This is a genomic window from Candidatus Reidiella endopervernicosa, from assembly GCF_013343005.1.
Classification (GTDB): Bacteria; Pseudomonadota; Gammaproteobacteria.
The window spans coordinates 1,496,364-1,518,633 of record NZ_CP054491.1; the positions used below are offsets into that span (position 1 = coordinate 1,496,364).

At 53.4% G+C, this 22,270-nt stretch carries 22 protein-coding genes and 2 pseudogenes; 14 read left to right on the forward strand and 10 right to left on the reverse strand.

The genetic code is table 11. The features are described from left to right. The first annotated feature begins 10 nt into the window (after positions 1-10). Together HUE57_RS08425 and HUE57_RS08430 are read left to right on the forward strand one after the other, a co-directional pair. Positions 11-1,135, forward strand: coding sequence for a class I SAM-dependent methyltransferase (locus tag HUE57_RS08425; protein WP_078483036.1), 1,125 nt, complete (start codon positions 11-13; stop codon positions 1,133-1,135). A gap of 19 nt (positions 1,136-1,154) precedes the next feature. Next, entirely contained in the window at positions 1,155-2,066 is a 912-nt protein-coding gene (locus tag HUE57_RS08430; RefSeq protein ID WP_174673017.1) for a glycosyltransferase family 2 protein, read from the forward strand. Positions 2,067-2,102: 36 nt separating this feature from the next. Here the strand turns inward: HUE57_RS08430 and HUE57_RS08435 are convergent, their stop codons facing one another. Next, positions 2,103-2,642 carry a class I SAM-dependent methyltransferase gene (locus HUE57_RS08435; RefSeq protein WP_174673018.1) on the reverse strand — a complete coding sequence of 180 codons (540 nt, stop codon included), beginning with the start codon at positions 2,640-2,642 and terminating at the stop codon, positions 2,103-2,105. 1,080 nt (positions 2,643-3,722) lie between these two features. On the opposite strand from HUE57_RS08435, the gene HUE57_RS08440 reads away from it, so the two are divergent. Further along, positions 3,723-4,217 carry a DUF2938 family protein gene (locus HUE57_RS08440; protein ID WP_236725647.1) on the forward strand — a complete coding sequence of 165 codons (495 nt, stop codon included), beginning with the start codon at positions 3,723-3,725 and terminating at the stop codon, positions 4,215-4,217. Positions 4,218-4,328: 111 nt separating this feature from the next. On the opposite strand, the gene HUE57_RS08445 is transcribed toward HUE57_RS08440, so the two are convergent. The 6 genes and pseudogenes from HUE57_RS08445 to asd all read right to left on the reverse strand — a co-directional run bounded on the left by HUE57_RS08445 (position 4,329) and on the right by asd (position 8,356). Next, a complete protein-coding gene (locus HUE57_RS08445) occupies positions 4,329-4,490 on the reverse strand; it encodes a hypothetical protein (protein ID WP_174673019.1) in 162 nt (53 codons plus the stop codon). 751 nt (positions 4,491-5,241) lie between these two features. Further along, positions 5,242-5,678 (reverse strand): annotated as a pseudogene (locus HUE57_RS08450) (nucleoside deaminase). A gap of 10 nt (positions 5,679-5,688) precedes the next feature. Continuing rightward, positions 5,689-5,898, reverse strand: coding sequence for a hypothetical protein (locus tag HUE57_RS08455; protein ID WP_174673020.1), 210 nt, complete (start codon positions 5,896-5,898; stop codon positions 5,689-5,691). A gap of 308 nt (positions 5,899-6,206) precedes the next feature. Next, complete coding sequence (locus HUE57_RS08460; RefSeq protein ID WP_236860706.1) at positions 6,207-6,446, reverse strand: hypothetical protein; 240 nt, start codon at positions 6,444-6,446, stop codon at positions 6,207-6,209. 332 nt (positions 6,447-6,778) lie between these two features. Further along, complete coding sequence (locus HUE57_RS08465; protein ID WP_174673022.1) at positions 6,779-7,282, reverse strand: DUF2971 domain-containing protein; 504 nt, start codon at positions 7,280-7,282, stop codon at positions 6,779-6,781. A gap of 174 nt (positions 7,283-7,456) precedes the next feature. Further along, a complete protein-coding gene (asd, locus tag HUE57_RS08470; RefSeq protein ID WP_078483217.1) occupies positions 7,457-8,356 on the reverse strand; it encodes an archaetidylserine decarboxylase in 900 nt (299 codons plus the stop codon). Positions 8,357-8,481: 125 nt separating this feature from the next. On the opposite strand from asd, the gene prmB reads away from it, so the two are divergent. From prmB to aroC, 6 genes are all read left to right on the forward strand, one after another. Then, on the forward strand, positions 8,482-9,399 hold the full coding sequence (prmB, locus tag HUE57_RS08475) for a 50S ribosomal protein L3 N(5)-glutamine methyltransferase (protein WP_078483218.1): 918 nt from the start codon (positions 8,482-8,484) through the stop codon (positions 9,397-9,399). Positions 9,400-9,444: 45 nt separating this feature from the next. Further along, positions 9,445-9,765 carry a hypothetical protein gene (locus tag HUE57_RS08480; RefSeq protein WP_078483219.1) on the forward strand — a complete coding sequence of 107 codons (321 nt, stop codon included), beginning with the start codon at positions 9,445-9,447 and terminating at the stop codon, positions 9,763-9,765. Positions 9,766-9,768: 3 nt separating this feature from the next. Beyond that, positions 9,769-11,151 carry an oxygen-independent coproporphyrinogen III oxidase gene (gene hemN / locus HUE57_RS08485; RefSeq protein WP_078483220.1) on the forward strand — a complete coding sequence of 461 codons (1,383 nt, stop codon included), beginning with the start codon at positions 9,769-9,771 and terminating at the stop codon, positions 11,149-11,151. 123 nt (positions 11,152-11,274) lie between these two features. Next, positions 11,275-11,694, forward strand: coding sequence for a rhodanese-like domain-containing protein (locus HUE57_RS08490; RefSeq protein ID WP_078483221.1), 420 nt, complete (start codon positions 11,275-11,277; stop codon positions 11,692-11,694). Between the two features lie 70 nt (positions 11,695-11,764). Beyond that, positions 11,765-13,351: a GGDEF domain-containing protein gene (locus HUE57_RS08495; RefSeq protein WP_078483222.1), complete on the forward strand. Its 1,587-nt coding sequence runs from the start codon at positions 11,765-11,767 to the stop codon at positions 13,349-13,351. Positions 13,352-13,423: 72 nt separating this feature from the next. Then, the gene (gene aroC / locus HUE57_RS08500) at positions 13,424-14,521 is read left to right on the forward strand and encodes a chorismate synthase (RefSeq protein WP_078483223.1); all 1,098 of its coding nucleotides are present in this window, start codon (positions 13,424-13,426) and stop codon (positions 14,519-14,521) included. Here the strand turns inward: aroC and HUE57_RS08505 are convergent. Further along, complete coding sequence (locus HUE57_RS08505; RefSeq protein ID WP_174673023.1) at positions 14,510-14,818, reverse strand: hypothetical protein; 309 nt, start codon at positions 14,816-14,818, stop codon at positions 14,510-14,512. The genes aroC and HUE57_RS08505 overlap by 12 nt on opposite strands. 56 nt (positions 14,819-14,874) lie before the next feature. On the opposite strand from HUE57_RS08505, the gene HUE57_RS08510 reads away from it, so the two are divergent. Beyond that, entirely contained in the window at positions 14,875-15,549 is a 675-nt protein-coding gene (locus HUE57_RS08510) for a Fe2+-dependent dioxygenase (protein WP_078483224.1), read from the forward strand. Between the two features lie 71 nt (positions 15,550-15,620). Next, positions 15,621-16,772, forward strand: coding sequence for an MFS transporter (locus HUE57_RS08515; RefSeq protein ID WP_078483225.1), 1,152 nt, complete (start codon positions 15,621-15,623; stop codon positions 16,770-16,772). A 932-nt stretch (positions 16,773-17,704) separates the two neighbouring features. On the opposite strand, the gene HUE57_RS08520 is transcribed toward HUE57_RS08515, so the two are convergent. Together HUE57_RS08520 and HUE57_RS08525 are read right to left on the reverse strand one after the other, a co-directional pair. Further along, positions 17,705-18,046 carry a hypothetical protein gene (locus HUE57_RS08520; protein WP_174673024.1) on the reverse strand — a complete coding sequence of 114 codons (342 nt, stop codon included), beginning with the start codon at positions 18,044-18,046 and terminating at the stop codon, positions 17,705-17,707. Between the two features lie 14 nt (positions 18,047-18,060). Next, complete coding sequence (locus tag HUE57_RS08525) at positions 18,061-18,945, reverse strand: LysR family transcriptional regulator (RefSeq protein WP_078483227.1); 885 nt, start codon at positions 18,943-18,945, stop codon at positions 18,061-18,063. A 115-nt stretch (positions 18,946-19,060) separates the two neighbouring features. Here HUE57_RS08525 and leuC point away from each other — a divergent pair. From leuC to leuB, 3 genes and pseudogenes are all read left to right on the forward strand, one after another. Then, a pseudogene (gene leuC / locus HUE57_RS08530) lies at positions 19,061-20,505 on the forward strand (3-isopropylmalate dehydratase large subunit). Beyond that, on the forward strand, positions 20,498-21,139 hold the full coding sequence (gene leuD, locus HUE57_RS08535; protein WP_078483229.1) for a 3-isopropylmalate dehydratase small subunit: 642 nt from the start codon (positions 20,498-20,500) through the stop codon (positions 21,137-21,139). Before leuC ends, leuD begins: the two are co-directional and overlap by 8 nt. Before the next feature lie 26 nt (positions 21,140-21,165). Next, positions 21,166-22,245 carry a 3-isopropylmalate dehydrogenase gene (gene leuB, locus HUE57_RS08540; protein WP_078483230.1) on the forward strand — a complete coding sequence of 360 codons (1,080 nt, stop codon included), beginning with the start codon at positions 21,166-21,168 and terminating at the stop codon, positions 22,243-22,245. Positions 22,246-22,270: the final 25 nt, after the last annotated feature.

Below are 22,270 nucleotides of genomic sequence, written 5' to 3' on the forward strand. Positions count from 1 at the left end.
CTGTGCTACGGTGCTACCAGAGCCTTTCTTTCGGCTCAGTCAGTTACCACTCTTCTGTAATGTGCACTACGCCGATGCCGACTCTGCCCGCGCTGCGGCACGGGGCGATATTGAACTGGTGCTCTGTCCTGAGTGTCAGCTGATTACCAACCGGGCATTCGATTCAATGCGACTCGAATATAGTGATAGCTATGAAAATGCACTCCACTTCTCTCCGGTGTTTCGTGACTACGCATCATCGCTTGCGGCAGATTTGATCGAGCGTTTTGAACTGCAGGGTAAACGGATTGTTGAGTTGGGCGCGGGTGATGGCCATTTCCTCGGACTGCTCTGTGCAGACGGAATCAATCGCGGGGTCGGTTTCGATCCGGCCCTTCGTATCAGTGGTGAGACACCGCCCTGGTTAGAGCTTCACGTGGGTGAACATAATGCGCGGCAGCAGGGTGGTGAGGCCGATCTGATTGTTGCAAGACATCTGCTAGAGCATCTTCAAGCACCACTTCCCTATGTTAAATATCTACTCAATGAGTCGATGCTAAAAAATGATGGCGCACTCTACCTAGAGGTTCCAGATGGTCGTTACATGCTGGAACAGTTCGCCTTCTGGGATGTAATCTATGAGCATGTGCTCTACTTCTCCGATGTATCGCTTGGCAGGCTATTACGACGTGCCGAGGCTGGTGAGTACCGAATAAGTCGCGCCTTTGGTGATCAGTTCCTCTACGCGGAGGTCGATCGAGAGGGAGGGTTGTCAGTCAGTGAACCAAGCGGTGATCTGCAGCTGTTGGCTGAACGATTCGCTGCCGAGTGGAACAGTCAACTCTCCGTACTTGAGCAACGCATTGCAGTGTTGAGTAGTGAAAGTCGTAAGATTGCCATCTGGGGTGCAGGCTCTAAGGGTGTGACCTTCTCAAACCTCGTTAACGATCAGGGCGCTATTAAGGCCTTTATCGATATTAATGAGCGCAAACAGCACAGCTACGCAGCGGGCAGCGGCGTGCCGATAATGCCGCCTGAGTATATAAAACAGCACGATATTGATACGATTCTGATTATGAATGCCAACTACCAGCATGAGATTAAGGCGATGGTTCGCGATCTCGGTGGTTCGGCGGAATGCATAACAATTAAATAGAAACAGCAGACAAACAGCTATGTCCACGCAACATAATCGGTGCAGCGATGCACCCAGAGTCACTATCGGTCTGCCGGTCTATAACGGTGAGGACTTTCTTGCCGCTGCGTTGGAGTCATTGCTTGAACAGTCGTTCACCGACTTCGAACTGATTATCTCCGATAACGGCTCCGATGATTCCACTCAGGCGATCTGTGAAAAATTCGCAGCCGAAGATAGACGGGTGATCTACCTGCGTGAGCAGATCAACCGAGGTGCAGCGTGGAACTATAACCGCCTTGTCGAGAGGGCGAGGGGTGAATTCTTCAAATGGGCCGCTCATGATGATCTCTGTTCACCCGGCTACCTTGAGCAGACAGTGGCCGCGCTCGATGAAAATCGAGATGCAGTGCTCGCCTTTTCACACTCGATATTTATCGACGCCGAAGGTCGTGAGGTGGGTCTCTACTACGACCGGCTCGATATTAACCATCACAAACCCCATCGCCGTATGAAGCGGCTGGTGCGTACGCTGCACTTCTGTAATTCCGTATTTGGTCTGATCAGGCTCTCAGCGTTGAAAAAGACCCACCTCATCGGTACTCATCTCTCATCTGACAAAACGCTACTGACCGAGCTGGCGCTGCTGGGACATTTTCATCAGGTTGAGGACTTTCTCTTCTATCGCCGCCAGCATGAGAAGATGTCGGTGGCCGCCAATCGCAAGGCTAGCGACCTGCGAGCATGGTTCGATCCTGCCGAGCGAGATGTAAGGGATTACAAGGTGAAAGGACGACTACGACGCGAGCAGTATCGGGTGATCTGGCGTTCCGATTTGACGTTAACGGACAAGCTGCTCTGTTCTACTTCAACCTGTGTTGATCGATTTTATCGCAAGTGGTTTAAGCGCAACTTTCATGCGGACTTTCAGCGTCTATTGCCAGTTGAATGAGTATTGTTTAACGGCGGGCTGCTGCCTGACTATTGTTTAAATGTGATCAGGGTTTTTCAATATCCATATATAGCCAGGGACTAACCAAATCATATATTTCGAAATAAAAGCTGCGATTTTCTGCTTGTTTGATCCTGGCTTAACCATATATTCGGTTTTGTATTTTTCAGGTTTGGATAGAATTAAGGGTGTGTAATCAATAACCTCGAACGCTCTCACGAGTCTCTTGAGGCCCCAGTAGGTAAAGTGTTTTTCATAATAGTGGTCACCTCTGCCGCTCATCTTTAAATAGAGATGTGCCAAAGGTCGTGGGAGTACTGAAAGCAAGGGGAGGTTGTAGTGAGGTTCGTTGAACATTAATCGGTTGCCTGCTGAAAAATAGATTGCTCCACCAGGTTTTAATACCCTGAACATCTCTTGCATTAGCATTGCCGCGTCGGGTACATGTTCGTAAACTTGAGAGCAGATAACGACATCAAATGAATTCGCCTCGTACTTCATGTTCATTGCGTCACCAATTTCAAATGTTAACCCTTCTTTTGAAAGTTGGTCTTTGCATACAATATCGCTTTTCATCAATATCAATGCCGGTCACATGACTGAAATATCTAGACAGATACTCATCGATAATCCCCGCTGATCCGCCGACATTAAGGGTGGTAAGGTTTTCAAGAGGTTTGTTTATTGCGTCAGATAAAACACTAATCATGGTGGCGGCTTTTTCTGTCTGCCCGCGTGGTCGAACATAGCAGTGCCATTGTCAGAAAACCATGTTGATAGTCTCGATCCATATTGTTCTCTATTGTAGAGTTGAAATGCGGTGAGTATATCGGATTGTCTTGGTTAGTGGTGTTGGTCTCTACACGATTGTATTTGTTCTGCTCTGTACGGAGTCAACTTGTGTTGGTAGATTCCACCGAATGTGGTTTAAGGCGTAACTTTCATGTGAGTATTCAGCGGTTGGTTTCGTCCGAAGAGACGAGCGCTGAGTGAGGTAGGGTCGGTAATATGTCTGTGTCCATGCTACCGGGGTATTGTTGCGAGTTGATTGAGGAGGTTTCCGGAGAAGCTATCGCACTTTGAGTAGCTCGATATCCCAGTACGCCCGCCTTGATGGTTTCTCGAACGCGCTGTCAGCTCTCGTTGTGCCAGGCATCAAGCAACGACTCGTTGTTAAGACCGCCTAAGGTGTTTTTACCTGGCGCATCGTTGCAACAGAGGCTCAATTTCCCACCGGGTCGGTCCACCATCTGGATTAACGGGAGCAGGCATGAGGCCTTGAGTGGTTGCAGGATGCCCTTGTTGGGCGTCACGCCTGAGTGAGAGGAGGGACTTTATCCACCTTTCTGGCCAGAAAATTGATGCGTTGTTCTGTTTGTTAATTAGGCGTTATGGTTTCGGATGGTGTTGGTGCGGAAGAGAGTCGATACTAGTGTAAGCTGGGCCAGAGAGTGTTTTCTCTAATATCTGTAGTAATTGCTCTCGGACCTGGTTTTTAACCTGTGTTGATCGATTTTATCGCAAGTGGTTTAAGCGAAGTTTTCACGCCGATTTTCAACAGCTTGTTTCGGTCGATAGCAATAAGTAATCCATAGTGGTAGGCGCGTTTATTCGAAAGCGTGCCGCAACCTTGAATCATGGAGAAGTGAAGTGAGTATGATCCATGTCATCATTGCAATAACCATTGGTCTATTAGCGACGGCGCTTTTGGATGTTTTTAGCATCCTCATGGCAAAGTATTTTGGTACGCCAAAGACTGAATGGCGTTTTATTGGTAGGTGGTTTTTGTTGATGAGAAAAGGCCAGTTTACCCATGGTCACATATCGAAGTCAGAGCAGGTGCAGGGTGAATTGGCATTTGGCTGGTTTATGCATTATTTGATTGGAGTCTCCTGGTCGCTGATATATTTTTTCTTAACGTATGTGGTGAGAGATGCCTCGCCCACGCTCTTGTCTGCGTCGCTGTTTGGTGTCGTAACTCTCGTTGTGCCCTATCTAATATTGCAGCCCGCATTGGGTCACGGGTTTTTTGCTCAAAAACACCCAAGACCCGTTGCAATGCCAATTTTAAGTTTTTTGTCTCATTTGACCTTTGGTCAGGCGATGTATCTCTTTTATCTGCTTTCTGGTCTGCTTGCGCTAAAGGGCTGAACGTAACCTGGTCTGATCAACAGGCAGCGCTATATGGACGATGGGATTGAATGTTTGAAAGGAAGTCTTGTTAACGATCGCTGACCGCCATGGATAGCGAAGCAAAGGCGGTTAGTCCGCGATAGTCGACGCCGCTTTTTCGCGCGGAAGTGGCGGTTTTGTCGGCGTAGAGTCACTGGGAGCGTGAGAGCGAAGAGTGATTACGCAACGAAGCGGCAGTCGGGGCGTAGGGATAAATGGTCGCGTTAAGTTTGCTGTTTGTGTGATGCCCAAAACAGCTTTCGCAAATACGACCGAGGATTCTGTTTACGCCTGAAGGCGCTCTGTTTCGTCTGAATTCGCGTTGTTGCTGTGGTGCGTTCCCGGGCTTGTGAGTGCCTGCATAATAATCGCCGCGTGGTCAAGAAAATCAAATCAATCTCCGTCTGTCGAGGATGGAAAGCGAGTGTGTTTATCGCGTGTAATGGATCAGCGCTATGTTTGTATCGATTTAGCTCAATCTAGCCTCGTGCTGACAGCCGATTGTTCTAGTTATTCACCGCCACAGTCTCCCTGCCTGCTACTGTCCCTCATGAACTAACGCCTGCCGTGGTCGGACCAGTCATCCTACGCCGCGCAATAAGAGATTGGGGCCAAGAAGCGTAGTTTTCGGTGTAAGGAGTGATCAGTACGGCGGTAACCGATCGTTTGATTTCATCTGCTCAGTCCTGAGTTTGTGTCCTGCTGTTGTCGACAGTACTCTGATCCTTGTTTAATAGTTATATCATCGCCACATTCTCATTCCCACCTGCCCCTCGTCGCTATCAAAGTGAATAACTAACCTTCAAGCTCCGTGATGTACGGCCTCTGTCCGCGTACCGGCCTGCCATAATACGTTCAGAATCTCATTCAGAGGAGGAGACATGCAACGGCGGGTAATGATCAGTTTTTGTTTCACGCTAGTTCCCTTGAGTTTGGTTGTCCCTGTTGGTGTGCGTCGATCAAGTGCTCTGAGCCTTTGATTTAATGACTTGTTATGTGGGTTCTATTCGCCAATATCTTCATTCCACAGCTCTGGATTGTTTTCAATAAACGTCTGCATAAGTTCATGATATTCCTGGTTATCAATAACTATCACTTCAACGCCTCGTGACTTTACATAGCTCTCTGGTCCGCAAAATGTACGGTGCTCTCCTATAACTATCTTTGGGATCCCATAGAGGAGGGCGGCACCGTTGCACATATCACAGGGAGATAATGTTGAATACAAGGTTGCTCGACGATAATCTGCTGCCTTAATTCGCCCCGCATTTTCCAGGCAATCCATTTCTGCGTGCAATACTGCGCTTCCATTTTGCACTCGCTTGTTATGACCTCGCCCAACTATTCTTCCATCAATAACGAGTACCGATCCGATTGGAACACCACCCTCGGCCATCCCTTTTTCGCTTCATCAATTGCGGCCTCTAGAAATTTATCCATATTAATTCCTTCACATGACGTCTGCCTTGAGAGTATTGGCGCGTAGTGCAAAATACTTCTCCAAGGCTTTGTTACCATCGGTACCGTAGTACTGCTCCATGTGTCGCTTCAACCGAATGGCAATCGGATGATCTTGACCCAATGCTCTCAGCGCTTCAGTGGGATCAACTAGATCGCCATATGGATTACTGTCGTAAAACGAAGCGACCTCCTCAAACATTACTGTCGCGTCAGATTGCTGCCCGATCCAGAAAAGACACTCTCCCTTTTGCTCCTGGAGTTTGACGTATCGCCAGAGGGTACTCTTGGCGAAGACGACCGGTATCCACTAAGTCATATTCTTGGAGCGCCTCTTGATAACGCTTCTTGTCATGGTGGCAATGTCCTGAATATAGATGAGCCATGTAATGGGGTCGATTTCTTTGGATTGCTGCGGCGAAATGCAGCAGTGCCAGATCAGTATCGCCCGCTGACCGCCATGGAGAGCGAAGTGAGGGCGGTTAGTCCCCGATAGTCGACGCCGTCTGCCTATTCGTAGTTGAGAGCGCGAGCGAACGACGGAGAAGATGCAGCAGCGGCTTTATGTCGGCGTAGAGTCACTGAGGGAGTTGTGTAGAGCCGCGAAGAGGTGATTACGCAACGAACGCAGGACGTCGGGGCGCCGCAGGCATAAACGGTCGCGTTAAGTTTTTGCTGTTTGCTTGGGCTTGGATGCCCAAAACAAACTTTCGCAAAAATAGCGACTCCCCGGATCCTCTTCACATTCACGATCATATACCAACAATCCCATTATATAGGGGACGTCGCCGCTGGGATCCTCTTCCGGAAGAAGTCCCTCGAGATCACTAATGCAGTCAAGCAGAACCGACGGCTCCATGCTGCAGGACCAGCGGTTGTATATTTCTCGTGCTGTTTCTCGGTTTTGGTTCATTCTGGCTGGCTTTGTTAGGCGGGGTGCACATACTCTGGCACAGCTTAATTACGAACCACCTCATACTTTGTGAAGGCAATACTAGATTTTAAAACATTGACCTCAGATTCATAAGAACATAGATACTTAGCCACCTGATCAATATTTAGATTGCAGCGTGGCCCAAGTATTACTCTTGAAGCTCCATATTTCCTTTGAAGTCCGTGAAGTAAAACCCAGATGGGTCTTTCTCTTCAAGAGGGACAATTACTCGAACTTCATTTTCGTATTTCCATCCAATGTACTTTGTACACATTAGATTTACGACAATATCCTCGGTAAGGCCGCCATACTTCTTTTCCATATCCACTTCTGGGGCCATTCTTTCCGGAAAATACGTGACTTCTTTAATATGGGAATCATGAATGTCAAAGCCGAGGCACATGCCTTTATGCTTATCTCCATAGTGCGCCCACATAAGTGGGTTATTCCAATCTTTAGAGAAGCTGATGATGCCGCATTCTTTGCTGCGGCATCTCCCTGCCTTAAATGCCTGGCGGAAAGATTTATTTGATAAATCTACACCTAGAAACTCAAAAGGATCATTTAGATCATCAATCAATGAGATCTTAATTCTCTCATTGATAATGTTTGAGAGAGCAAATTCTTCAGCGGTGTAGTAATAGACTCGCATGCTTTATCGCATAACAGTAGATTATGTGGCCGGCACATATATTGTGATATGCGGATGGCTCATATAACGCGTTATGAAGCCAAGAGTTCTCCCTTTGGCAGCCCGGTTTATTGTGTGTGTGGTGTGGTGGCGTTTTGCATCCTGCTGCCTCTCTCCTGTTCCCTGAATGATTTTCTAGCTTCTAGCCTCTACTCTATGGCCTATCTGTTCACCCATGCGGGTTGGGTGTTGATGATTGGTGAAATCGGGTAGCCACTTCGTTTTGCCGTTGGCGAAGAGGAGGATGACGGTGGAGCCCATGTTGAAGCGTCCCATCTCGTCGCCTTTGTTGAGGGTGACGGCCTCTTTCCCTTCGTAGCTTTTGCTCCACGGCTGCGGACCACGTGGGCCGATCTCGCCATGCCAAACGGTTTCGGTGCTGGAGACGAAGATAGCGCCGACCTTGATCATCGCCATCGGTCCCGCTTCGGTGTCGAAGATGGAGATGACGCGTTCGTTGCGGGCGAAGAGTTGTGGGATCGCGCGAACGGTGGCGGGGCTGACGCTGAAGAGGCGGCCCGGTACGTAGTGCATTTCGCGCAGTGTGCCGGTGATCGGCATATGGATGCGGTGGTAATCCTGCGGTGAGAGGTAGATGTTGAGAAAGTCACCCCCCTCGAACTCTTCGGTGAGTGTATCGCTGCCGCCGAGCAGCTCGAAGAGGCTGAAGGCGCGCCCCTTGGCCTGGAAGATAGAGCCGTCGTTGATGCCGCCGCCCTGGCTAACGTGGCCGTCGACGGGGGAGGCGATTGTGTTCTCACCCTCACAGATCGGACGGGCGTCGGATTTCAGGGCACGGGTGAAGAAGCTGTTGAAATCGCGGAAGTTGGCAGGGTCGGTGTTGACCGCCTCTTCCATGTCGATCTTGAACTTGCGGGCGAACCAGCGGGTGAAAGGGATGCGCAGGAAGGCGGCTTCGATACGAGTGAAGCGGTGCATCAGCCCTGAAAGCAGGTGGCCGGGGAGCAGGATCTGTGGGGCGCCCTTGATGTAGTCGAGCAGGCTTGCGCCGGGTGCGTTGGTGCGCTTGTCCATGGTGTCCGTTTGGTTGTTGTTTGCGCCGATTCTAGCCCGACTATGCCCACGCTGTCTGTAGTGGTGCTCTGTCGCCATTTCTCGCCATCGTTTATGATGGGCGACTTTCCAGCCGGGCCGGCACGATGAACGAAACTGAACAGACGATTCAAGACCTGCACACCATCAGCGACTTCATTCGCTGGGGCATGAGCCGTTTTCTCGAGGCGAAGCTCTATTTCGGTCACGGCACCGATAATGCGCTCGATGAGGCGGCCTATCTGGTGCTGCATGCGCTGCATCTACCGCCAAAGATTCCAGAACAGTATATGGATGCACGCCTGACCATGAGTGAGCGGCGTGCAGTGATGGAGCTCCTGCTACGCCGGGTGATTGAGCACCGTCCCGCCCCCTATCTGACCAACGAGGCGTGGTTCCTCAATATGCCGTTCTACGTTGATGAGCGGGTGTTGGTGCCGCGCTCGCCGATCGCCGAGCTGATCGAGAACCACTTCGAGCCGTGGATCGAGTATGAGCAGGTGGGGCGAGTGCTCGATATGTGTACCGGTAGTGGCTGTATCGCGATCGGTTGTGGCTACGCCTTCCCCGAGGCGCAGGTCGATGCGGTCGATATCTCCATCGATGCGGTTGAGGTGGCGAAGGTTAATGTGCAGAAGCACAAGCAGGGCGAGCAGGTACACCCGATACAGTCAGATCTATTTGAGGCACTCGGTGATCAGAGCTACGACATCATTGTCAGCAATCCCCCCTATGTTGATGCTGAAGATATGGCCGCACTGCCGCAGGAGTATCGGCATGAGCCGGAGTTGGGGTTGGCAGCGGGTGATGATGGACTCGATGTAGTGGCGCGAATGCTGCGTGAGGCACGGCGTCACCTCAATCCAGGCGGTATACTGATCGTCGAGGTCGGTAATAGCGAGCATGCGCTGGCTGAGCGTTATCCGCAGGTGCCGTTCATGTGGCTCGATTTTGAGCGCGGCGGGCACGGTATCTTCCTGCTCACCGCCGAGCAGCTCGATGAGCATCAGGCCGATTTCGAATAAGTGAATAGAGTTAGTTTTGTAGATTTAGCGAGGCGAGAGTTTTCCATGATTAAACGACCCAAGACAGCAGAAGCGTATGTAAGCCTGGTCGATCAGGCGATCGATGAAGTTGAGGAGCTGCGTTTTGCCTGTGAGTATGATGGTGAGTCGATGGGGACGATGCCGTTTCTCGAACCACTGGAGCAGATGGTGAAGGAGCTGCGTCAGTCGATGGCTGATGGTAGCTACCAGTTCGAGAATGAAGACCTGAATTTTATCGCGGTGGTCGATGCTGCACCCGATCGTCAACTGCCTTTCAAGTTTCTATTTCGCATGATCAATGAGACCCACCGCAAGGGGCTGGGTGTTGAAGAAGAAGAGGAATAATTGATGGATCAGAGTCTCACTTTTGATATTGAACTGATTCGTCGATACGACAAATCGGGTCCGCGTTATACCTCCTATCCGACGGCGGTGAAGTTCCATGACGGCTTTGCCGAGGCCGAATATATCGAGTGGGCCAAACGCAGTAATGAGAAGGGCGGACCGATCTCGCTCTACTTCCATATCCCCTTCTGTGACACCGTCTGCTTCTACTGCGGCTGCAACAAGGTGGTGACCAAGGACCGCACCAAGGCATCGCCCTATCTGCAGCGTCTGCACCGTGAGATGGAGCTGCAGGCGGGGCTGTTTGATCATCAGCGCACCGTCGACCAGCTCCACTGGGGCGGCGGTACGCCGACCTTTATCAGCCATGATGAGATGCGTGCGCTGATGGACAAAACCCGCGAGTGTTTCAAGCTGCATGATGACGATACCGGCGAGTACTCGATCGAGATCGATCCACGTGAGGTTCAGACCGATACCATCGCTTTGCTGCGTGAACTCGGCTTCAATCGCATGAGTCTCGGTGTACAGGATTTCGATCCCAGGGTGCAGAAGGCGGTTAACCGTATCCAGAGCGAGGAATCGACCCTTGGCGCACTCTCAGCGGCACGCTCGGAGGGCTTTAAATCGATCTCACTCGATCTGATCTATGGTCTACCGTTCCAGAGCGTGGCCAGTTTCGATGCCACCCTCGACCGCATTCTGACCATCGATCCCGACCGTCTCTCAGTCTTTAACTACGCCCATCTGCCAGAGCTGTTCAAGCCGCAGCGTCGTATCAATGAGGACGATCTGCCGGCCCCGCAGGAGAAGCTCGATATCCTGCAGTTGACCATCGAGAAGCTGACCAAGGCGGGTTACGTCTATATCGGCATGGACCACTTCGCCAAGCCTGACGATGAGCTGGCGGTGGCGCAGCGTGAGGGGAGTCTCTACCGTAACTTCCAGGGCTATTCGACCCATGCCGACTGCGACCTGCTTGGACTCGGTATTACCTCGATCGGCATGGTTGGCGACAGCTATAGCCAGAATTTGAAAGATCTCGAGGGCTACTACGCCGAGATCGATGCAGGACGTCTGCCGGTGTTCCGCGGCATCGAACTTAATGCCGATGACAAGCTACGCCGTGAGGTGATTACCCAGCTGATCTGCCACTTCGAGCTCGATATGAACAAGATCGCCTCCGATTTTTCCATCGACTTCGCCAACTACTTCAGCACTGAGCTGGGTGAGTTGCAGACGATGCAGGCGGATGGGCTGTTGGCGCTGGAGGGTAATATGATTCGTGTGCTTCCTGCGGGCAAGCTGCTGATTCGTAACGTCTGTATGGTGTTCGATCGTTACCTGCGTGAAAAGAGTGAGCAGCGTTTTTCTAAAGTGATCTAAGGCTTCACCACTGTGGCGGCGGTAGTGTGATCGCCGTCACAGTTACTGTTTTGTTATTCACCGTTCATCCCCTTACAATTGGTGAGTAATTATAAAAAATAATAAAAGAACAGGGGGTTCACGATGCTACAAAAATGGCTTTTTGTGGTTCCGTTACTTTTCATCGCAACACCGCTCTATGCCGAGAAACCGCTGGCACCAGAGAGCATTCCAGGTGCCACTATCGTCACCGCTGAGCAGCTGGTCGATCTGATTATCTCCAATCCAGAACTGATTATTGTCGATGCTCGTAAAAATACCGAGTACGCCAAAGGGCATATCGAGGGGGCCATATTCCTGCTCGATACTGAGATGACCCCGGAGAAACTCGACGCTGTTGCCCCAGAATTCACCACGCCGATTGCCTTTTACTGTAACGGACCGCGTTGTCTGCGCAGCAGCAACTCGGTGCGGCGTGCGTTGGGCTGGGGTTATGGAAACATCTACTGGTTCCGAGGCGGTTGGAAAGAGTGGATCAACAAGGAGCTGCCGATTGTGCAGTGAGGTTGATAAACGCTGATGGATCTATCTTTGTTAATAATGGACTACTGCATCAATCGACAGGGAGTTGTTGATGAGGATTGAACGCGTCTCACTGAGAGTGCTCTCTATCGGCATTTTGCTCATCCTGGGTGGTTCCTCTGCCTTTCTTTCGCTCGTTGCGGGCAGTCACTTTCGTGAGGCTGCGCTCGGTTCACAGATCAAATCGCTCTCGCGTGTGATTGAGGTGGCGGGAGGCGAGGTGATCAAGAGTCTGCGTTCGCAGGTGGTCTCGGTCGGTTTCTCGCTACAGAAGCGCGATGAGTTTCGTGACAGTCTGCAGCAGCTGGCTGAAGAGGGGGGACGCAAGCGCCTGCTCGATGTGCTCGATGATCCCTTTATCACCGGCTTTGTCGGGGTGGCCGATGTTGAGCTGGTGAAGCTGCGTGTTTTCGATCTTGAGCTACAGCAGTTGGCCGAGAGTCGGCGTGGCAGTGCCGATCTGACTCAGGGATTGCCACCCTTCCTCTATACGCGTGCGAAGCCCCGGAGCGGTGCCGATCGGCTCAAGGCCGTAGGCGGACTGTGGGTGTCGCCTATCGGTCCGCTCTACTCGGTACTAGTGCCGGTGGGTGGGTTGAGGGTGAAGGGTTATCTGGAGCTGGTAGTGCAGCCGAATTTTAATCTGCCTCGTGTTGCAGAGATTATTCAGATGCCATTAGAGATCTTTAACATGAGCGGCACACCGATCTATCAGAGTCATGGTAGTGGTCGGGAGCAGTTCGAGTGGTTGCCAGTCGAGTACGTGATGATGAGCGACAATGGTGAGCCCGCCTTCCGTCTGGTAGCGATGGAGAATGTCGAAGAGCTCAACGCTGAGATGTATGACACCCAGTTGCGCACCACATTCGGTTTTCTCTCGCTTACGCTCGCTTCGCTGCTGTTAGCGTTATGGCTCTTTAATCGCTTCCTGTTCCGGCCGGTAGAAAATATGATGGGACAGATCGAACGCTGTACCCGCGGCGACCTCGATACACAGATTGAGGGACGTTCGTTGAAAGAGTTTCACGCCCTGGCCAAAGCCTTTAACGGCATGACGAAAAAACTCAGGGATAGTATTAAGGAATTACAGAAGCTCTCTTCGCTTGACGGCCTGACCGGTATCGCCAATCGTCGTCAGTTCGATGCGGCACTGGAGAATGAGTGGAAGCGTTCGTTGCGTGGTGGCGAGTATGAGGTCTCGCTGATTCTGCTCGATATCGACTATTTCAAGCAGTTTAACGACACCTACGGCCACCAGTCGGGAGATGATTGTCTGAAGCGCGTTGCCGCTGCCCTGCAGCAGGCAACGCAGCGCCCTGCTGATTTGGTGGCACGTTATGGTGGCGAGGAGTTTGTGGTGCTGCTGCCTGCTACCGGCACTCAGGGAGCACTCAATCTGGCTGCACAGATCCAGAATGAGGTGGCCAAGCTGCGCATCCGTCATAGTTCCTCAGATGTCTCCACCTGTATCTCTGTCAGCCTGGGTATTACCACGCTCACCCCAACGGCCGAGACCCCTCCCTTTTTGCTGATTGGCGAGGCAGATGAGGCGCTCTACTACGCCAAGGAGCGAGGGCGAAATCGCGTTGAACTGAGTGAGAAGCTGCGTAATGGCGGCGCGAGTCAGCAGCACGGGTGAGCGGCTCAGCTCTCGGTAATATGAGCCAAAAATTACAGGACGACTTCCGCGTTTGTCGCTACAATAGCCGCCATGTCAGGAAATAGCTTCGGAAAACTCTTCACGGTGACCTCCTTTGGCGAGAGTCACGGTCCCGCAATCGGCTGTATTGTCGATGGTTGCCCCCCCGGATTGGCGCTTACGGTCGAAGACCTGCAGGGCGATCTTGATCGACGTAAGCCGGGTACCTCGCGCCACACTACGCAGCGTCGTGAGGCCGATGAGGTACAGATCCTCTCGGGTGTGTTTGAGGGTGTGACTACCGGCACGCCGATTGGGCTGCTGATTCACAACACCGATCAGCGCTCCAAGGACTACTCCAATATTGCCGCGACCTTTCGTCCCGGCCATGCCGACTACACCTATCAGCAGAAGTATGGGCTGCGTGACTACCGCGGTGGTGGGCGCAGCTCTGCGCGTGAGACGGCGATGCGGGTTGCGGCTGGCGCGGTGGCGAAGAGATATCTCGCCACGCTCGGGATCGAGATTCGTGGTTATGTCGCGCAGCTTGGTCCGATCAAGGCGGAGGCGTTTGACTGGAGTGAGGTTGGACAGAACCCCTTCTTCTTCCCCGATGCCAGCAAGGTCGAGGAGTTAGAGGCGTACATGGATGCACTGCGCAAGGATGGCGACTCGATCGGGGCCAGGGTCAATGTTGTTGCCAGTGGTGTACCGGCCGGTCTGGGTGAGCCGATTTTTGATCGTCTCGATGCCGATCTGGCCCATGCACTGATGAGCATTAATGCGGTTAAGGGTGTCGAGATTGGTGCGGGTTTTGACTGCGTGGAGCAGCGCGGTACCGAGCATCGCGATGAGATTACCCCCGAGGGATTCCTCAGTAATCACGCCGGTGGTGTACTGGGCGGTATCTCCAGTGGTCAGGATCTGCTCGCCTCGATTGCGATGAAGCCGACTTCGAGTCTGCGCATTCCCGGTCGCAGCGTCGATCTCGACGGCAAGCCGATCGAGGTGGTGACTCAGGGGCGTCACGATCCCTGTGTCGGTATACGCGCTACGCCGATTGCCGAGGCGATGATGGCAATGGTGGTGATGGATCATCTGCTGCGCCACCGTGCACAGAACTTCGATGTCGATTCGAAGACACCGCAGATCCCTGCCTCACCCAAGTAGAAGCGTATGGCGTTTGCCAAGCACACCTTCGCTGACCGCCATGGATAGCGAAGCGAAGGCGGTTAGTCCGCGATAGTCGACGCCGTCTGCATATTCGTAGTTGAGAGCGCGAGCGAACGACGAAGAAGATGCAGCAGCGGCTTTATGTCGGCGTAGAGTCACTGAGGGAGTTGTGTAGAGCCGCGAAGAGGTGATTACGCAACGTACGCAGGACGGTCGGGGCGCCGAAGGCATAAACGGTCGCGTTAAGTTTTTGCTGTTTGCTTGGGCTTGGATGCCCAAAACAAACTTTCGCAAAATAGCGACTCCCCGGTTCAGATTATTTGAACGCCACGAATTAGAGGAGCGTCGAGATGCTGTTGCATATCCCCAAGGTGCTGGAGAGCGAAGAGCTGCAGGCGGTGGTCAACGTGCTCAACCAGTCGCAGTTTGTCGATGGCAAGCTGACCGCAGGACAGGCGGCAGAACGGGTTAAATCGAATCTGGAGCTGGGTCGTGACCAGCCGCAGCGTGACCCACTGGCGAAGATTATTATCGGTGCACTGCATCGCAGCGAGATCTTCAATCAGGCGGCACTCCCCTACAAGATCGCCACACCACTATTTGCCCGCTACACGGCTGGAATGAGCTACGGCAGTCACGTCGATGATCCGATCATGGGCGCACCCGGTCCGCTCTATCGCACCGACGTCTCCTTCACCGTCTTTCTTACCGAGCCCGACGCCTACGAGGGCGGGGAGCTAACGGTACGCACCAACTGGGGTGAACAGCAGGTGAAGTTCGCTGCCGGTGATGCGGTGATCTACCCCTCCGGAACATTGCACCGCGTGGCTGAGGTGACCGGTGGAGAGCGTATGGTCGCAGTCGGCTGGGCGCAGAGTGTGGTGCGCGATCCGGCGCAGCGCGAGATCCTCTATGAGCTGGGTCAGGCGCGTAACAGTCTGTTGAAGAGCTCGCCACAGAGTGAGGAGTGTGACTGGGTCGATCACAGCTATATCAATCTGGTACGTATGTGGGGTGAGGTCTAGCCACCCACTATCCCTGAATGGGGCCTGGTTCGTTAACGATTTCCGAATAGATAATAAATAGCCGATAAACGATGCCGTACTGGCGACTCTCCACCTTTTACCTCTTCTACTTCGCCAGTCTGGGCGCGTTGCTGCCTTACTGGAGTCTCTATCTGCAGCATATTGGTTTCAGTGCGCTGGAGATCGGTGAGTTGATGGCGGTGCTGATGGCGACCAAGATCGTCTCGCCCAACATCTGGGGATGGATCGCTGATCACACCGGCAAACGTATGGCGGTGGTACGGATCGGCTCGCTGCTCTCGGTGATCGCCTTTGTGGCGGTCTTCGTTGATACCTCCTACTGGTGGCTGATGGCGGTGATGCTGCTCTTCAGTTTTTTCTGGAATGCGACCCTGCCTCAGTTTGAGACGGTCACACTCAAACACCTGGGGAGCGATACCCACCGTTACAGCGCAATCCGACTCTGGGGCTCAATCGGTTTTATTGTGGCGGTGGCTGTACTTGGACCGTTGCTGGAGGGTGATTCGGTTACCCTGCTGCCCGCGATCCTGCTTTCGATCTTTATCGCTATCTGGGTGATGAGTCTGCTGGTGCCCGAGCAGCAGAGTCCTCCGCATCATGAGCGGCAGGGCTCGATTACCGAGGTGCTGAAACGTCCCGAGGTGATCGCGCTGCTGGTAGTCTGCTTTCTGATGCAGGCGAGTCATGGCCCTTACTACACCTTCTACTCGATCTACATGGAGGGCTACGGCTATAGCCGTACCCTGATTGGTCAGCTCTGGGCGCTGGGTGTGATTGCGGAGGTGGGGGTGTTTCTCATTATGCACCGTATGGTGAAAGGTGTCGGGCTGAAACGGCTCTTGATGCTCGCCTTCTCGTTAGCGGCGCTACGTTGGTGGCTGACAGGTGCGATGCCGGAGAGCCTCCCGGTGGTGCTCTTTTCCCAGCTCTTCCACGCCGCCAGCTTCGGAGTATTCCATGCCGTGGCAATTGCCTACTTCCATCGCCACTTCACCGGCCGTCATCACGGGCGAGGGCAGGCGCTCTACAGTTCGGTCAGCTTTGGTGCAGGCGGGGCGTTTGGTGCCTTCTACAGCGGCTATGTCTGGGATTCAATGGGGGGTTACGTCAGTTTCTATATCGCCGGACTGATGTGTCTGCTGGCGCTCTTTATCGTCTGGCGCTTTATCGATGGCGCGCAGGGCGGTGAGGCGGCTTCGTAACGGATCACTTCCGCCTCGGCTGTAGTGCTCATGACTGAAAGGTAGGGGGCTTTACCAGATGCCCTGCATCCTCTACCTTTTCTGCACCACGTGCCGTCTTTACACACTCCTCTCTCCTCTTCATGGGCGGGGCGGTGCAGTCAGTACGGTTGCGATCGCTATCTTCCAGGTGGGGCACGCTCGCTGGCCGCCATGGATAGCGAAGCGAAGGCGGTTAGCCCCGATAGTCGACGCCGTCTGCCTATTCGTAGTTGAGAGCGCGAGCGAACGACGAAGAAGATGCAGCAGCGGCTTTATGTCGGCGTAGAGTCAGTGAGGAAGTTGTGTAGAGCCGCGAAGAGGTGATTACGCAACGTACGCAGGAGGTCGGGGCGCCGCAGGCATAAACGGTCGCGTGAAGTTTTTGCTGTTTGCTTGGGCTTGGATGCCCAAAACAAACTTTCGCAAAAATAGCGACTCCCCGGACGATCGTTACGCGCCTACGGCAAATATAGACGATAAAGCGACTGATGATGTTGGATGGAGATTGTTGTTAATAGCGGTCTTTGCGATTGCGGGTGTGAGATGTGCCTGTGCATCATAACGGTGCATGATACTCATTACATAAAGGCCACTCTTTGGGGTAGCCTTGCTCATTGCAGCTCAGATTTTATGACCCACGTCATTTCCGTTAATGCATGATGCCATGCCGAGAATCATGAGGGTGGTAGGCCTGTTGACTCAAGCACCGGATATTAAGAGGGTCTGAGTGACTCTTGATGCTACTCTTCCGATCGAGACTGATGTGCTCTGCCACTGAAGTGCTACGAGCGCTGTAAAAGATGGCTTTAAAGTAATGTTTTCCAGGAGTGAAAATGAATAAGAACACCGACGCTGACCGCCATGGATAGCGAAGCGAAGGCGGTTAGTCCGCGATAGTCGACGCCGTCTGCCTATTCGTAGTTGAGAGCGCGAGCGAACGACGAAGAAGATGCAGCAGCGGCTTTATGTCGGCGTAGAGTCAGTGAGGGAGTTGTGTAGAGCCGCGAAGAGGTGATTACGCAACGTACGCAGGACGGTCGGGGCGCCGTAGGCATAAACGGTCGCGTTAAGTATTTGCCGCTTGCTTGGGCTTGGGTGCCCAAAACATGCTTCCGCAAAAATAGCGACTCCCCGAGCGGGTTAAAGAGATGTTTGCCGAGCGCTATATGGAAGCGGTTTCGCTGATGCCAGAGCCGCCCCAGAGTCGCGGCCGGGATGTGGAAGCCGTCATGCGATTGCGTGAGCGCCTGCACACAGCGATGAACGGTTAGAGAGCCTCGCTTGGTACGATCTCTAGTAGTAACTGTTTAAGGGCACTTGCCGCATTCGATAGGGTGCGCTGCGGGTGTTGCACCAACCCCAGAATCCTCTTCAGTTCGATCCCCTCTACATTCAGCACAGATACCTCTTCATCAACCATTGAACGAGGTAGCACGCTCCATCCCAGGCCGACTGAAACCAGCATCTTGATCGTCTCCAGATAGTTGGTCGCCATACTGACCCTGGGTGTGATACCGAGTGGGGCGAACTTCGCCTCGATGATCTGTCGGGTATAGGTCCCCTCGGAGGGGAGGATGGTGTCGTAGTTGGCCAGAGAACTAGCGGTGATTGCGCTCAGTTTTGTCAGCGGGTGATCGTGCGCGGCGATGAAGGCGAGCGGATCCTCCCAGATAGTATGTGTAATCAATCCGGCTGGTGATTCAGTTGGCAGGGTGATCAGTCCCAGCTCCAGTTCGCCGTGTAATACGGCCTGCATGCCCGCTTCAGAGTCGAGAAAGCGGATATCGAGATCGACTTGCGGATAACGATCAACGTAGCTGCGTAAAATCGGTGGTAGCCGGTGCAGACCAATATGGTGACTGGTGCCGATGGTAAGTTGACCGCCGATGGTGCCAGAGAGATTGGTGAGGGTGCGCTTGCTATCTTCGATCTGTTCAAGAATCTGCCTGGCTCGTGGTAACAGCGCAGCTCCGGCCTCGGTCAGTGTGGTCTGTCGTGAGATGCGGTCGAACAGGCGGCAGTTGAGTTCGCTCTCCAAAGCGGTGATGCGTTTACTGATCGCGGGTTGGGTAAGGTGGATCAGTTCGGCGGCAAGGGAGAAGGAGCCAGATTCGGCAACGGTGACAAAGGCGTTCAGGGCAGGGATGTCCATGGTAAATATCCAGTCATCTATTCCAGCAAGGAATAGATTACATGATAAATATGAATTTGAGTAATCACTGTCGGCGCTCTACTATTGAAAGCGAATTCTGAAGAGGTCAAAGGCTATGACTGCAAAAACACTCTATGACAAGTTGTGGGATGCCCACGTGGTGCGCACCGAAGAGGGTGGTACTGCTCTGCTCTATATCGATCGCCATCTCGTGCATGAGGTGACTTCACCGCAGGCCTTTGAGGGGCTGCGTCTTGCGGGACGCATGCCGTGGCGTAAAGAGTCGGTGGTGGCCACGCCCGATCACAATGTACCGACCACCGGTCAGAGTAGCGGCATTGAAGGTATCGAGGATCCGGTCGCACGTACTCAGGTGGCAACGCTTGATGCCAACGTGAAGGAGTTCGACCTCACCTACTTTCCGATGAACGATCCGCGTCAGGGCATCGTGCACGTGGTCGGACCTGAGGAGGGTGCAACCCTGCCCGGTATGACGGTGGTCTGTGGCGACTCGCACACCTCGACCCACGGTGCCTTCGGTGCGTTGGCGCACGGTATAGGCACCTCTGAGGTGGAGCATGTGCTCGCCACCCAGTGTCTGGTGCAGAAGAAGATGAAAAACATGCGTGTCACCGTGCAGGGCCATGTTGGTCCCGGTGTGACCGCCAAGGATATCGTGCTCGCCATCATCGGTGAGATCGGTACCGCAGGTGGTAACGGTCACGCCTTGGAATTTGCCGGTGAGGCGATTATGGATCTTTCGGTGGAAGGGCGCATGACGGTCTGCAACATGGCGATCGAGGCAGGCGCTCGTGCTGGTATGGTGGCGGTCGACGAGAAGACCATCAACTACTTCGAGAGCAAACCCTTCGCGCCCAAGGGTGAGCAGTGGCAGCAGGCGGTCGAGGCGTGGCGTGATCTGAAGAGCGATGAGGGGCGGCGTTCGATACCGAGCTGATGATCGATGCCGCTTCGATCCAGCCGCAGGTTACCTGGGGTACCTCACCTGAGATGGTGGTCGGTATCGATGCCAGCGTGCCTAATCCAGAAGATGAGACCGATGCGGTCAAGGCGGAGGGGATGCGTCGTGCGCTCGACTATATGAATCTCGATGCCGGGATGGCGATTAGCGATATTCCGATTGATAAGGTCTTTATCGGCTCCTGTACCAACTCGCGAATTGAAGATATTCGTGCGGCCGCTGTAGTGGCGCAGGATGCACTGGACAAGGGGTGCAAGGTATCGCCGACCGTGAAACAGGCGCTGGTTGTGCCGGGCTCCGGTCTGGTCAAACAGCAGGCCGAGAGCGAAGGGCTCGACAAGATCTTTGTTGAGGCGGGATTTGAGTGGCGTGAACCGGGTTGCTCCATGTGTCTGGCGATGAATGCCGATCGGCTCGAAGCGGGTGAGCGCTGTGCCTCAACATCAAACAGAAACTTTGAGGGGCGTCAGGGTAACGGCGGCCGCACCCACCTGGTTAGTCCTGCGATGGCGGCGATGGCGGCCTTTACCGGCCACTTCTACGATGTGCGCAAGATGGGGGAGCTTAGTAATGGATAAATTCGAAAAGATGGATGCGCTCGTAGCGCCGTTGGATCGCTCTAATGTCGATACTGATGCGATCATTCCAAAGCAGTTCCTGAAGTCGATCAAGCGTAGCGGATTTGGTCCCAACGCCTTTGATGAGTGGCGCTATCTTGACCACGGTGAGCCGGGTATGGATAACAGCCAGCGCCCGCTCAATCCCGACTTTGTGCTCAATCAGGATCGATATCAGGGTGCCAATATTCTGCTGGCGCGTGAGAACTTCGGTTGTGGCTCTTCGCGGGAACATGCGCCGTGGGCCTTGGAGGATTACGGCTTTCGGGTGATCATAGCGCCCAGCTTTGCCGATATCTTCTTCAACAACTGTTTCAAGAACGGCATCCTGCCGATCGTGCTCGACGAGACGAAGGTTGATCAACTTTTCAAAGAGGTTGAGGTAAGCGAGGGTTATCAGCTGGCGGTCGACCTTGAAACGCAGACGATCAACACCCCGGCAGGTGAGTCGATCACCTTTGAGGTCGATGCCTTCCGCAAGCACTGCCTGCTCAACGGTTTTGATGATATCGGCCTGACCATGCAGCATGTAGACGACATAAAGGCCTACGAGGTGCGCCGCAAGAGTGAAGCGCCGTGGCTCTTTGCTAACTGATTAAATTTGATAGACGGAAATTAGAGATGACAAAGAAGATTGCAGTTCTGCCAGGTGATGGCATCGGCCAGGAGATCGTCGCTGAGGCGGTTAAGGTGCTTAATGTATTGAAGTCCGACTTCGGGCTCGATGTGGAGATGGAAGAGGGGCTGGTCGGTGGTACCGCCTACGATGCAACCGGCACACCGCTGCCCGATACAACGCTCGATCTCTGCAAGGCCTCTGATGCGGTGCTGCTCGGTGCTGTTGGTGGTTACAAGTGGGAGTCGCTGCCAATCGAGGTGCGCCCTGAGAAGGGACTGCTTGGTCTGCGCGCCGGTATGGAACTGTTTGCCAACCTGCGTCCAGCAATTCTCTATCCGCAGCTCGCTGATGCCTCAACACTGAAACCAGAGGTGGTCTCCGGGCTCGATATCATGATCGTGCGTGAGCTGACCGGTGGTATCTACTTCGGCCAACCACGCGGCGTGCGTGCGCTCGATAACGGCGAGCGCCAGGGTTACAACACCCTGGTCTACAGCGAGTCAGAGGTGAGTCGTATCGGTAAGGTCGCCTTCGATATTGCGATGAAGCGTGACAAGCGCGTCTGTTCGGTCGATAAGGCCAACGTGCTTGAGTGTACTGAGATGTGGCGTGAGGTGATGATCGAGGAGGGTAGGGCGTTCCCCGATGTGGAACTCTCACACATGTATGTCGATAACGCGGCGATGCAGCTGGTGCGCGCACCGAAGCAGTTCGATGTGATGGTCACCACCAACATGTTCGGTGACATCCTCTCCGACTGCGCAGCGATGCTGACCGGCTCGATCGGCATGCTGCCCTCGGCCTCGCTTGATGCCAACAGCAAGGGCATGTATGAGCCGATCCACGGTTCGGCACCCGATATTGCGGGCCAGAATCTGGCCAATCCGCTGGCGACCATTCTCTCGGTAGCGATGATGTTGCGCTACACACTCGATGAGCCGGCGATGGCCGATCGTATAGAAAGTGCGGTTAATGCGGTGTTGGATCAGGGTAAACGTACGGCTGATATCTGGACCGAGGGTTGCGAGAAGATCGGTACCGATGTGATGGGTGATGCGGTAATCGCCGCGATGCGTGGTTAAGCAGTAAAGAACAGGATTGAGGGTA